At 65.4% G+C, this 12,162-nt stretch carries 14 protein-coding genes; 8 read left to right on the forward strand and 6 right to left on the reverse strand.

Annotated elements, in window-relative coordinates:
• Window positions 1–86 precede the first annotated feature (86 nt).
• From ACFQZZ_RS21530 to ACFQZZ_RS21555, 6 genes are all read left to right on the forward strand, one after another.
• On the forward strand, window positions 87–1,199 hold the full coding sequence (locus ACFQZZ_RS21530; protein ID WP_378683551.1) for an amidohydrolase family protein: 1,113 nt from the start codon (window positions 87–89) through the stop codon (window positions 1,197–1,199).
• A 29-nt stretch (window positions 1,200–1,228) separates the two neighbouring features.
• Entirely contained in the window at window positions 1,229–1,615 is a 387-nt protein-coding gene (locus tag ACFQZZ_RS21535) for a hypothetical protein (RefSeq protein ID WP_378683554.1), read from the forward strand.
• Window positions 1,612–3,186 carry a multicopper oxidase family protein gene (locus tag ACFQZZ_RS21540; protein ID WP_378683556.1) on the forward strand — a complete coding sequence of 525 codons (1,575 nt, stop codon included), beginning with the start codon at window positions 1,612–1,614 and terminating at the stop codon, window positions 3,184–3,186. The genes ACFQZZ_RS21535 and ACFQZZ_RS21540 overlap by 4 nt, the downstream gene beginning before the upstream one ends.
• A gap of 170 nt (window positions 3,187–3,356) precedes the next feature.
• Window positions 3,357–4,277, forward strand: a complete 921-nt coding sequence (bla, locus tag ACFQZZ_RS21545; RefSeq protein ID WP_378683559.1) for a class A beta-lactamase — start codon at window positions 3,357–3,359, stop codon at window positions 4,275–4,277.
• 115 nt (window positions 4,278–4,392) lie between these two features.
• Entirely contained in the window at window positions 4,393–4,830 is a 438-nt protein-coding gene (locus tag ACFQZZ_RS21550) for a VOC family protein (RefSeq protein WP_378683562.1), read from the forward strand.
• A 147-nt stretch (window positions 4,831–4,977) separates the two neighbouring features.
• Complete coding sequence (locus ACFQZZ_RS21555; protein WP_378683565.1) at window positions 4,978–6,423, forward strand: DUF1254 domain-containing protein; 1,446 nt, start codon at window positions 4,978–4,980, stop codon at window positions 6,421–6,423.
• Between the two features lie 137 nt (window positions 6,424–6,560).
• Here the strand turns inward: ACFQZZ_RS21555 and ACFQZZ_RS21560 are convergent, their stop codons facing one another.
• Window positions 6,561–6,746 (reverse strand): hypothetical protein, encoded by a 186-nt coding sequence (locus tag ACFQZZ_RS21560; RefSeq protein WP_378683568.1) that lies wholly within the window; start codon window positions 6,744–6,746, stop codon window positions 6,561–6,563.
• Window positions 6,747–7,162: 416 nt separating this feature from the next.
• Between ACFQZZ_RS21560 and ACFQZZ_RS21565 the strand changes: the two genes are divergently transcribed.
• Window positions 7,163–7,636: a lytic transglycosylase domain-containing protein gene (locus ACFQZZ_RS21565; RefSeq protein WP_378683571.1), complete on the forward strand. Its 474-nt coding sequence runs from the start codon at window positions 7,163–7,165 to the stop codon at window positions 7,634–7,636.
• A 65-nt stretch (window positions 7,637–7,701) separates the two neighbouring features.
• Here ACFQZZ_RS21565 and ACFQZZ_RS21570 read toward each other — a convergent pair whose 3' ends face one another.
• The gene (locus ACFQZZ_RS21570) at window positions 7,702–8,355 is read right to left on the reverse strand and encodes a TetR/AcrR family transcriptional regulator C-terminal domain-containing protein (protein ID WP_378683573.1); all 654 of its coding nucleotides are present in this window, start codon (window positions 8,353–8,355) and stop codon (window positions 7,702–7,704) included.
• Window positions 8,356–8,446: 91 nt separating this feature from the next.
• Between ACFQZZ_RS21570 and ACFQZZ_RS21575 the strand changes: the two genes are divergently transcribed.
• Window positions 8,447–9,928 (forward strand): FAD-dependent monooxygenase, encoded by a 1,482-nt coding sequence (locus tag ACFQZZ_RS21575; protein WP_378683576.1) that lies wholly within the window; start codon window positions 8,447–8,449, stop codon window positions 9,926–9,928.
• 219 nt (window positions 9,929–10,147) lie between these two features.
• Here the strand turns inward: ACFQZZ_RS21575 and ACFQZZ_RS21580 are convergent, their stop codons facing one another.
• The 4 genes from ACFQZZ_RS21580 to ACFQZZ_RS21595 all read right to left on the reverse strand — a co-directional run bounded on the left by ACFQZZ_RS21580 (window position 10,148) and on the right by ACFQZZ_RS21595 (window position 12,120).
• A complete protein-coding gene (locus ACFQZZ_RS21580; RefSeq protein WP_378683578.1) occupies window positions 10,148–10,657 on the reverse strand; it encodes a DUF664 domain-containing protein in 510 nt (169 codons plus the stop codon).
• Window positions 10,658–10,949: 292 nt separating this feature from the next.
• The gene (locus ACFQZZ_RS21585) at window positions 10,950–11,168 is read right to left on the reverse strand and encodes a hypothetical protein (protein ID WP_378683580.1); all 219 of its coding nucleotides are present in this window, start codon (window positions 11,166–11,168) and stop codon (window positions 10,950–10,952) included.
• Window positions 11,169–11,176: 8 nt separating this feature from the next.
• Window positions 11,177–11,422 carry a hypothetical protein gene (locus tag ACFQZZ_RS21590; RefSeq protein WP_378683582.1) on the reverse strand — a complete coding sequence of 82 codons (246 nt, stop codon included), beginning with the start codon at window positions 11,420–11,422 and terminating at the stop codon, window positions 11,177–11,179.
• Window positions 11,423–11,670: 248 nt separating this feature from the next.
• Window positions 11,671–12,120: a DNA-directed RNA polymerase subunit beta gene (locus ACFQZZ_RS21595; protein WP_378683584.1), complete on the reverse strand. Its 450-nt coding sequence runs from the start codon at window positions 12,118–12,120 to the stop codon at window positions 11,671–11,673.
• Window positions 12,121–12,162 lie beyond the last annotated feature (42 nt).

The following is a 12,162-nucleotide window of genomic DNA, read 5'->3' on the forward strand; positions in this document are numbered from 1 at the left end:
ATCTCACCGACACGTTACGTTCGAGCCCAGACCCGCCCTCTTGGTTGGCGTACGCGGCACCTGTCGCCCAACCACCAGGAGATTCCATGCGCACCGTGATTCGTGATGTCCGCCTGTTCGACGGCGAGAAGACCATACCCAACACCACCGTGCTGATCATCGACGACCGTATCGCCGAGTACGACGGCGGTGCCGGCGATATCGAGATCGACGGCACCGGCCGGACCTTGTTGCCCGGCCTGATCGACGCCCACACGCACACCTTCGTCGTCGACGACCTCCGTGCGGCGCTGGCCAACGGCGTCACCACCGAGCTCGACATGTTCTGCCTGCCCGCCAAGCTGACCGAACTGCGCAAAGCGGCGGAGCATGACGATGTCGCCGACTTCCGTTCCGCGGGCACGCTGGCCACCGCGCCTGGCGGACACCCGAGCCAGCTACTGACCGCGCCGGGTATGGACGCACTCGACGTCGGGCTGTTCGACACGATCCAAAGCCCCAGCGAGGCAATGGCTTTCGTGGAGGCGCGGTTGGCCGAGGGCGCCGACTATCTGAAGATCGTCATCGATGACGGTGCCGTGCACGGGACCCACTTGCCGGTTTTGTCACAAGAGACGGCCGCGGCGTTGGTCGGCGAGGCGCACGACGTGGGCCTGCGGGTCATCGCGCACGCGATCACCGCTGCGGAAGTACGCGTTGCCGTGGACGTGGGTGTCGACGGCCTGGCCCACGTCTGGACCGACACCACCGACGCCTCCTTCGACCTGGTGAATCTTGTTGCCGCACAAAACATTTTTGTGGTCAGCACGCTGGTGTACTTCGAGGCGATCACGCAGAACGCGGCGGCCGCCGCCGACTGCGTGACACCCGGTACCGCCGCGGGCGCCGCGCAGGTCGCCCGCGCGTTGCACCAGGCAGGCGTGCCGTTGCTCGCGGGCACCGATGCCACCCCGTTCGTCCCCGCCCACGGCGTCAGCCTGCACCGCGAACTCGTCCTGCTCACCTCGGCCGGACTCGGCAACGAGCAGGCGCTCGCGGCCGCGACCAGCCTGCCCGCACACCATTTCGGGCTGTCCGACCGCGGCAGAATCGCGCCGGATATGCGCGCCGACCTGTTGCTCGTCGAGGGCGATCCGACCACCGATATCTCGACGACCCGTTCGATCGCCGAGGTCTGGCGGCGCGGCGTCCGCCAGTGATCCCGTCAGCAACGGACCTGAGGAGAACCATGACCGAAGCCACGGTGCGCGCCCCTGCCTGGCCGCTGATGTCATTCCGCATCATCAGTACCGCGGTGGCGCTGCTGGTGCTCGTCCAGGCCGCTTTGGCGGGCGATTTCCTGTCCGGAAGATACGAGGCGTTGGCCTTGCACAGCCGCAACGGCAGTGTCGTCGCGGTCGCCATGCTCGGACAGGCGGTCGCGGCTACTCTGCTCTGGCGCAAGGGCTTCGGCCCTTCCTGGCCGGTGCGGACCAGCCTCATCCAACTGGTGATCACGGGTGCGCTGATCCCGCTCGGCGAGAATCGGATTCTCGCCGTTCATATCCCACTGGCGGTGGGGCTCGCCATCGGCACCTCGCTGCTGGTCACCTGGGCCTGGCGGGGGCAGCGATGACCGAGCTGAGCAGACGCGGATTTCTGCGGGCCGGGGCGGGGGCAGGTGCGGCCGCGGCACTGGCGACAGCAGGCTGGCAGGTGGGTGCACACCTGCTGTCCCCAGGTCAGCCGGGCCGGCTCCTGCACAGTGGCATTCCGTTACCTCGTCCCTTTCAGACGCTCCTGCCGGTACCTCCGGTGCTCCAGCCCGTGCGCAGCGATGCGACCACCGACTACTACGAGATCGTCCAGCGGACAGCGGATCTCGAGATTTTGCCCGGACTGCGCACCACCGCATGGACCTACCACGGCAGCTTCCCCGGTCCCACCCTGCACACACGATCGGGCCGTCGCGCTGTCGTACGGCACCGCAACGAACTGCCGCATCCGGTGGTGGTGCATCTGCACGGCGGGCATACTCCGGCCGACAGCGACGGCTATCCGATGGACGTCATACTCCCGCACGGCAGCACCGCACCCACAGCCGCACACCACGGCACCCACACGGCCCCGATCGCGCCGGGCGCCATAGCCCACGGCGAACGGGACTATGTGTACCCGAATGCCCAACGCGCGGCGACACTCTGGTATCACGACCACCGGCACGGCTACACCGCTCCCGCGGTCTGGCACGGCCTCGCCGGATTCCATCTGATCAGCGACGACGAGGAGCAGGCCCTCCCGCTGCCATCCGGCGACCGCGACATCCCGCTGCTGATCGCCGATCGTTCCTTCACCGCCGACGGTTCCTTCGCCTACCCGTTCGCGGATCCGACACTCCGATCGCCCGGCGTCACCGACCCTTTCATGAACGGGGTGCTCGGCGACGTTGTCCTGGTCAACGGAGCACCGTGGCCCGTGCTCCACGTCGCCCCGGTGCGCTACCGGTTTCGCCTGCTCAACGGTTCCAACGCACGCAGATACCGCCTCGCGCTCGACCCGCAGCCGGAGGGCGGTCGCGGATTCGTCCAAATCGGCAGCGATGGTGGACTATTGGCTCACCCGGTCGCGCACGACACTCTCGATATCGCCCCCGCCGAGCGCTTCGACATCGTGCTCGACTTCTCTCGGTTCCGTCCGGGAACCAGTGTGCGGCTGATGAATACGCTCGGCGAGGACAAGACCACCGAAGTCATGCGATTCGATATCACCGAGGCGGCATTCCATGACGACACCGCCATACCGGATCGGCTCAGCCACATCGCCACACTCGACCCGAGCCGCGCCGTGGCCGAACGCACCTTCCACTTCCAGCTCCGCAATCATGAATGGACAATCAACGGGCACCCCTACGAACCCGGCCGCGCGATGGCACGTCCTCGTCTCGGCACCACCGAAATATGGCGCTTCATCACCGATCTGCACCACCCCGTGCACGTCCATCTCGACCCGTTCCAGGTGCTCAGCCGCAACAACCGCGCACCCAGCCGATACGACCTCGGCTGGAAGGACACCGTCGACGTCCGCCCCTCCGAAGCGGTCGAGGTCGCCGTCCGCTTCAGCGACTACTCCGGCGCCTTCATGCTGCACTGCCACAACCTCGAACACGAGGACATGGCGATGATGGCCGACTTCGTCACCGCACCGTGACGCCGACGTTGCCCGGGAATTCCCGCCGGGATCGCAAGCCGAAGCTGTTTCTGCTGAACACGGCTGAGCCTCGCGCACCATCGCTGTAGTGCAACGATATCGGCGCGCATATCGGTTCTCGCGCTTGTTGGTCTTGGACAGCTGTACCACCGCTGTGGTGTTGTGCCCGCATGACACAGATCAGCAGGAGTGCACTGGCCAACTCGAAGACCGCCCTGATGGCGTTGGTGATGCTGCCGCTGGTCGGCGCGTGCGGGGCCACACCGGAAGACCCGGCCCCCGCACCCACCGCCCAGACCTCGGGCGCGCAGTTGGCCGGTATCGAGCAGCAACACCAGGCCAGGCTCGGGATGTTCACGATCGACACCGGCTCGGGAAAGACCGCCGGATACCGCCAGGACGAGCGGTTCCCGATGTTGTCGACCTTCAAAACGCTCGCCTGCGCCGCGCTGCTGCGCGAACATCCGCTCGGCACAGGGTATTTCGATCAGGTCATTCACTTCACAGAGGCCGATGTCGCGGCGGCCGAGGGGTCGGCGGTCACCAGCACCCGCATCGACAGCGGCATGTCGGTATCGGAATTGTGCGATGCGGCGATCACCAAGAGCGACAACGCGGCGGGCAACGAGGTACTGAAGTTGCTCGGCGGACCGCAGGCCCTGACGCAGTTCGTCCGATCCCTCGGCGACCAGGTCACGCGACTTGACCGCTGGGAACCAGCACTCAACGCCGCCACACCCGGCGATGAGCAGGACACTACGACTCCCGCCGCCATCGCCGCCGACTACCGCGCGCTCACGGTCGGCGACGCACTCGCGGCACCGGAGCGCCAACAGCTGACGACGTGGCTGCTTGCCAGCACCACCGGCGGCAGCCGCATCCGCGCCGGCCTGCCGACCGACTGGAAGACCGGCGACAAGACCGGCACCGGCGAATTCGGATCAGCCAACGACGTCGCCGTCACCTGGCCGACCGGCAGCACCGCGCCGATCGTAATAGCCGTACTGACAACACATTCAACCCCCGATGCCGAACCAGACAGTGCCCTGGTCGCCGAGACGGCGAAGAACGTCGTCGCAACGCTGAGGTGAATCGAGATCCTGGACGCAGCGGCACCCTGACGCTGCGACCGCCGCGGCGAGGGCATCTCAGCGATCGGACGTTCTGGACCGATTGCTGTCGGTGCCGCTGCCTAGGATGCGCGACATGGCACACGAATTTCAGATCACCATCGACTGCGCCGATCCGCACACGCTCGCCGCGTGGTGGGCTGAGGTCCTCGGCTGGGAAGTGGAACCCTCCGATGAGGACTTCATCCGCAGCATGATCGCCAAGGGATACGCGAAAGAGGCCGACACCAAGAAACACCGTGGCGTGCTTGTCTGGAAGGACGGCGCCGCCATCCTGCACCCCGACAACCCAGAAAATGGTCTCCGCAGGCGCATCCTGTTCCAACTCGTCCCCGAGCCCAAAACGGTCAAGAACCGCCTACACCTCGACATTCGGGTCGGGGCGGACAACCACGACGCGGAACTCCAACGACTCACCGCGCTCGGCGCGACCTTCCTGCACAACGGCAGACAGGGCCCACACACCTGGGTGACCTTGGCCGATCCGGAGGGCAACGAATTCTGCCTCGCCTGAGGCCGCCGCGCGGCGGACGATCGCGACGATATCGGCTCAGGACCAGCAGCGATGTGATCTTTCAACTACTCTCCAGGACGCAGGCAAACCGCTAGCCGTGTTCGACATCTCGTGTCTTCAGTCCGCTGGATCGACCTCGGGAGAGCTATGAACCGCAACGACAATGCCTTCGACCACCGCGACGCGGGACGGTTCTCCCGCCGCTCCATGCTCGGAATCGGCGCGATCACCGTGGCCGGACTCGGTCTGGCCGCATGCGGCGACGACAGCGACTCGACATCCTCGACCACATCCCGTTCGGCGGCGGCAACAGGTGACATGAAGTCGATCGCGACCGATGCCTACATTTTCGGCTATCCGCTGGTGCTGATGGACGCCACCCGGGCCATTTCCGCGCCCGCGAACTCGTTCGACCATGGCGTACTACCCAACCCGGCCGACAAAGATGTGGTCCGGCTGAATCTGGACACGCTCTACTCGCAGGCTTGGCTCGACCTGCGGTCGGGCCCGATGGTCTTGCAGGTGCCCGCGATGGACGCGGGACGCTACTGGCTGATGCAGATCCTGGACGCATGGAGCAACACCGTTCACAACCCAAGCAGCATCAAACCCCAAACTGCCTCGGGCACAACGTCTCCGCCCTACACCTACGTGATCACCGGGCCCGGCTGGTTCGGCGCGCTGCCCCCGAACACCACGCGGCTGTCCGTGCCGACGTCGACGGTCTGGATCATCGGCAGGATCCAGATCAACGGCGTCGGCGACACCGCCGCCGTTCAGGCGCTACAGCAGCAGTTGAAGCTGGTGCCGCTGAGCCGGTGGGCGCGGGGTGACCAGGGCGGCACCATCAGCCGTACCCATGTCACCGATCCCAACGCGGTCCCACCGGTGAAGCAGGTCGCCGATATGGACGGGCGCACGTTCTTCTACCGGATGTCCGCGTTGATGGCGACCGACCCGCCCGCCGCCGCGGACGACGACGCGATGAAGCGTTTCGCCGGCATCGGGCTCACGCCAGGCGGCAATGTCGATCTTTCCGCCGCCGATCTCGACGCCGTGGCGGCCGACGCGAAACGCCAGATCGCCGACTACGTCAACCCGCAGATCAAAGACTTGAACGGCTGGCAATTCGCCACCAACGTCGGCACCTACGGCACCGATTACAAACAACGCGCTTACATCGCGTTGACCGGTCTCGGCGCGAACCTGCCCCAGGACGCGATCTATCCGACGGTCTTCGGCACCGCCGACGACAACGGCCGCCCGCGCCGCTTCCGGCTCCACTTCCCCGCCGGACAACTACCGCCGGTCGACGCCTTCTGGTCCATCACCGCCTACAACGCCGACAGCTTCTTCATCCCCAACCCCGACAACATCTACGCGGTCGGCCACCAGATCCCCGTCGTACCCGGCCCCGATGGCGCAGTCGACATCGTGGTCCAGAACGCCGATCCGGGCCCGAGCGTGCCCACCGGCAACTGGCTGCCCATACCGGCATCGGGAAAGTTCTCCCTCACCATGCGCCTCTACGCACCCGCGCCCGCAGCCATCGACGGCACCTGGCAACCACCCGGACTCGAACCAATGCCCTGATCACTGAGCGCCCCGACCCGTAGCGCCGCCCCACGAAAACACCGAGGAGATCCGGGACGCGTCAGGGTCGGGGAAGACTTACAGCAGATTGATTCCGACCATATTCAGCCCGCAGCCCGCGGGCTCAGCCGGTGGCCTCAGAGGCAGACGTAGACGCTGCCGAAGCCGAAACACAGTGCGACCGATCCGAAGGCCGGAGTGACCGAGGTCGATGTGGACGCAGCGGATGGAATCGTGTCGGCCATAGCCGCGGGTGCTGCGACGACACCCAGGGACAACGCCATGGCGGTGGCGGCGACGGCTTTGATGACTTTGGTAGACATGGCGCATCCTTCGGTCGAATAAGTTAATGATTCAATTGGCTCACGGCTCTCAGTGTTCGCTCGGATGAAGACGGATACCAGACAAGGAAACGTCAAGTTCAGTCGTGTCGCGTATCGGAGCGGTCACATGTGATACGCCGCAGAGTTATGCCGGGAGCGCTGCCGGAATACCGCAGACCTTCTGAAATCCGACAAAATCCGCCATCAACCGGGCAACTGAAGTCGCACGCGTCGTCGTTACACACTAGTGACCAATACATATTTCACTCAGCTGCGGAAAAGCAACGCGCGGAAACACCACTTCGCGATGCCGAGCCGATGCACCCCGTCGCCGACACACCGCACCGGGTGCGCCATCACGGCGCTAACCAATGATTTGCTGACTGTGTCCCGCCAGCTTCAAGGTTCAACCGTGGATGCGAAAGGAGCAGTTCGTGCGACACGTCACCACTGCCGTCGCGGTAACCCTCTGTGCGCTCGCCATCGGCGCCACTCCCGCCACCGCCACACCTCCCGACTTCGATGTTGCGGGCCAGCAGGCGAATTCCGCGATGCCGTCCGGCTCCTCGGAAACGCAGGTCGGGTCCAGCATCACGCCGGTCCGCGCGGCCACCAGACTCATGGCGATGACGATCGTGCCGCTCCGCGACTTCTGGGCATTCGACAACGTCATCATGCGCGAAAGCAGTTGGGATTTCCTCGCTGTCAACCCGACCAGTGGCGCTTACGGACTCGGCCAAGCCCTACCACCGGAAAAGATGGCCAGCCACGGCGCCGACTGGCCGTTCAACCCGGTGACCCAAATCCGCTGGACCTACGACTACATGAACAAGGTGTACGGCAGTCCCGCCGGCGCGTGGGCATTCTGGCAACAGCACCACTGGTATTGATCATTCCCCGGCCAGACAACAAATGCCGCCGCGAAACAACTGGTCGCAACGCAACGAACATCGCGTCATGAAGGGTCGGAAACTGTTCGGGTGGCGAGGATTCCGGCGAGGATGACGCGCAGGCCATAGTCGAATTCCTCGTCGAAATCAGCGACGGAGAAGTCGGCTACCAGTTGCGCGGTTCGGGGATAGTTGGCGGCGTCGACGGCTTGTTCGAGGCGTTCGGGATCGTAGGGGTTGGTATCGGCGTACTCCGTGCCGGCACGGGACTGCTCCTCGATGACGAAGCCGACGGTGTAGTGCAGCATGACCGGGAAGACGCGGCCGGCCTCGGTTTTGGAGAAACCCGCGTCTTCGAGGGTGCGCAATGTCAATTCCACTGTGCGCCACATGGCTTCGTCATTGATGTAGGTGCCGGCCAGCACCTTTGCCCCGTCCCGATAGCGCAGCATCGACCGGCGCAGCCGCTCGGCCAGCGCGATTACCCACTCCTGCCAGGCCTCCCCCCGCCGCGGCGCCTCGATGCCTGCGACAGCGGAGACGAAGACGGCCTGCGCCATCACATCGAGCAGTTCACGCTTGTTCTTGATATGCCAATACAGTGCGGGCGCTTGCACATTCAGTGCCGCCGCCACCTTGCGCATGGTCAGCCCGTCGAGACCCACCTCATCGAGCAATCCCAGCGCGGCATCGGCGATCGCTTTGGCATCGAGCGTCATCGTCACCTCCTCCATTCGACCGTTGACAGCTTAACAATGTTCTGGTCTCCTTAACAACGTTAACCCCTTTAACATCGTTAAGGAGACGGTCATGGAAACGACCGATGTGGTGATCGCCGGTGCCGGACCGACCGGCCTGATGCTGGCCTACGAACTGCGACTCGCCGGAGTCGAGGTGGCACTGCTCGACGGGCTTCCGGCGCGCACCGGCGAATCCCGAGCGGGCGGCATCCACGCCCGCACCATGGAGATCCTCGACCAGCGCGGCCTGCTCGACGGGCTGCTCCCGCAGGGCCGGACCCTCCAGGCCGGACACTTCGGCGGACTGCCCCTGGACTTCAGCGATTTCGACACCCGCTACCCCTATATGCTCGCCGTCCTGCAGTCGGTGTTCGAACGCGAAATCGACCGGTGCGCAACAGAATTGGGCGCCTCCGTGCGGTGGGGATCGCCGGTCGTCGGATTTCGGCAGGATGCCACCGGCGTGGAGGTCGAGGTCGGCGGCCCGGACGGTCCGCGCCGGATCCGCGCCGCCTACCTCGTCGGCTGCGACGGCGGACGCGGTGCGGTCCGCAAGCTGGCGGGCATCGACTTCGCCGGGACGGACGCGACCATGACGGGAATGATCGCCGACGTCGAATTGGCCGATCCGCCTGCACAGCCGTTCTTCAGCCACCGCCGTGGTGCGGGGGATTTCTCGGCGATCCAGTTCGAGCCGGGCTGGTACCGGCTGGTCGTGCAACGGCACGATCGCGTGCTCCAGCGCGGCACAGAGCTGACCTTCGAGGACTTCCGCGACAACTTCGTCGAGATCGCGGGCACCGACTTCGGCATGCACAGCCCGCGCTGGGTGACGCACTACGGCGACGCCGCGCGCCAAGCCGACCGCTACCGCATCGGCCGGGTGTTCCTGGCGGGCGACGCCGCCCACATCCACTACCCGGCCGGTGGCCAGGGACAGAATCTGGGCGTGCAGGACGCGGTCAACCTCGGCTGGAAGCTCGCGGCGACCTTGCGCGGCAACGCATCCGACGAACTCCTCGACACCTATGAGACCGAGCGCCACCCCATCGCCGCCCGCGTCCTGCACAACACCAGGGCCCAGACGGCACTGTCGCGCTCCGGCTCGCATACCGACGCGCTCCGCGGCATCATGCGCGACCTGATCGACATGGACCAGGTCCGGCAGCGCCTCGGCCTCATGATCACCGCCCTGGACATCCGCTACGACATCAAAGCCGACCACCCCCTGTCCGGACGCCGCGTACCGGACGCCGACCTCACCAGCTCCGGCGGCAACACCCGAGTCCACGCACTGCTGCGCACGGGTCGCCCGATCCTGTTGGTACTCAACGGAAACGACGTCCCCGCAGTACCGCAATGGCACGACCGGATCCAGATAGTCAGCGCCGAAGGCCACACCGACCATTGGACTGTCCCCGGCGTCGGCGACATTCCGACCCCGGCCGCGATTCTGCTGCGCCCCGACGGCTACGTCGCGTGGGCCACCGACGAGCCCACCACCGCCGGCCTGACCGACGCCCTCACCACGTGGATCGGCGCACCGGCCTGATGCACCGTCGCGATCGCTCGGCAGCGCGCAGACACCATCGATTGCGAAATCACAAGTGCGCCTTTGGGTTCAGCACGATCGACCGCCCGCCACCTGCGAGCTCCACGAGCTCCACGAGCTCCACGAGCTCCACGAGCATGGTGCTGGTCGACCGAGCGGTGGCGCCCGGAAACGCCGCCACCGGTCGAATCAGACTGATCCGCGAGAACGCCGAGCGCTCTACTCGGTCCGCGCGATTACCCCGCGAACATACGCGGCTTGCCCCGCGTGCTGCAGGTCGTCGGAGATCACGCTGACCAGCCGCACGCTGAGGGTCACCGGCGGGTCCCACCTGGTGTCGACGATCCGGCCGAGGTCGTTATCGGTGAGACCACGGACGAACCGCAGCGTCTGCTCGTGGACGGCGTCGTAGTAGCCGGTGAGCAGCTCGGCCGAGGCGATGATGGCCGCGACGTCGTCGGGGCCATCGCCGTAGCCGGTCGCTCGCCGGTCGATCGGTAGCCCGAACCGGTCATACCAACCGTGCGCGGTCCACACCTGCTCCACACCTGCCACGTCGGCGATGTGATCATCCTGTACTCGCGTCAGGTGCCAGACGAGCCAGGCGATCGAGTTGGCGCTCTTATCGATTCGATAGGCCAGGTCGTCCTCGCTGAGGCCTTCCACGGCCTCGTGCACTACCTCCTTGATCCGCTCGTAGGCGTCGGTCAGCACGTCGGCACTGGTCATCCTGTCGGCTCCGTCCCGTCGATGTCGTGCATTCGACCGTACCCACACCCGCGGCATCAGCCGCGGCCTTTGTCACATCTCGACCGACTACTTCGTCCGAACCACACGCTCATACCGGCTGGAGCCCGGCCTCCTCGGTATCCACCACGGGACTTGTCGAATTACTGTGCGGACCGTCGCCGATGAACTGCACTTCGGCCGGGCTGCCGCGCACCTGCGGATGTCCCCCAGTCGGGATCGACGCCCATGCCGTACCCCTGTCTATTTCAGCCGAGCTATCCAGTGTCGGTGTTCAGGGTTCCAGAAACAACCTCTCGTTCGGCAGACGCGGTAGTCCCGCTGTGTCGCCTGGGATCACATCGACCGCATCCATGTAGTGGCGTTCCTGATGCTCTTCGACGAACAACAGAGCGGCAGGCAGGCAGGCAGGCAGGCAGGCGGCGAAGTCGAATCGTGCGCCGTGCAGGAACACACTCAGGTGTACGTCCGCCTCCTCTGGTAACGGAGACATGTTGGCACTCACAATGTTTCACCGCGCTCACGATTCTCGTGCGAGCCGTGGTGGTAGTCGTATCGAACCTGCTCCCACAGCGCGCGAGGGATCCTGCCGAAGCATTCACCCAGCGTCGGGGCATCCTCGAATTCGGACACCTCGCCGTTCGCCGCGTAGCGCACACTCACGACATGGATCACGCCGTTGTCGGCGAACCAGGAGGCGGTAGAGCCCGCTTTCTCGGTACTGCGTGTCCGGTGGTCAATGCTCATTGCGGACTCCACCGAGATAGGTGATTCGGTCGGGAGTGAAGTCGCTACGGTCATCAACCACCCGCACACCGATAAACGGGCAACGACCGGGCACCCGTCCGTCATGAGGGGCGAGCTTCCCGTCGACCAACCGAACCCACGTCATACAGAACCGGGAGGGGCACGTCACTTCGATCAGCTCATCGGCCTGGGGGCTGAACTTCCCGGCTCCGCACATCGACAGCTTTATCCAAGGGACGCAATCACATTCAGACATGCGACACCGCCCGCACCCTGCCCGGTCCTACACACGCCCGCACCGATGCGATGACGACAAGCCCAGAGGGGCGGAACGTGTCACGTGGTGACTCGATCCACTGCCGGATAGCCCCCGACTGGGGAGTAGGTGACGGCAACGCCACCGTGCCGCCTTCACGGATCACGGAAACGTTGTGCCGGAACAGATCAGCGAACAGTGGCACATCGTCGGGTACGTCAGGCCTGATCAGATACGTCCACCGGTTCGACCGTGGATGCGCCACGATCGGACCAACAGCGGCACCATGACGGCCCATGTCGTGCCTGACCGCTTGCCCGAGTGGTGCGGGCATCGTCAACGCCCATACGTACGTTGCCTTCATGATGATGCGACCCAGGCACGGCGGGTCGACGTTCGCGGGCAGGTCACACACCCGGCGATAGAAGATGCAGCGCGACATCGGGGTGTCCCCAAAAGGTATGTGGTCCATCGGGTTTAGGCC

It is taken from the genome of Nocardia sp. GCM10030253 (assembly GCF_042675075.1).
GTDB lineage: Bacteria > Actinomycetota > Actinomycetes > Mycobacteriales > Mycobacteriaceae > Nocardia.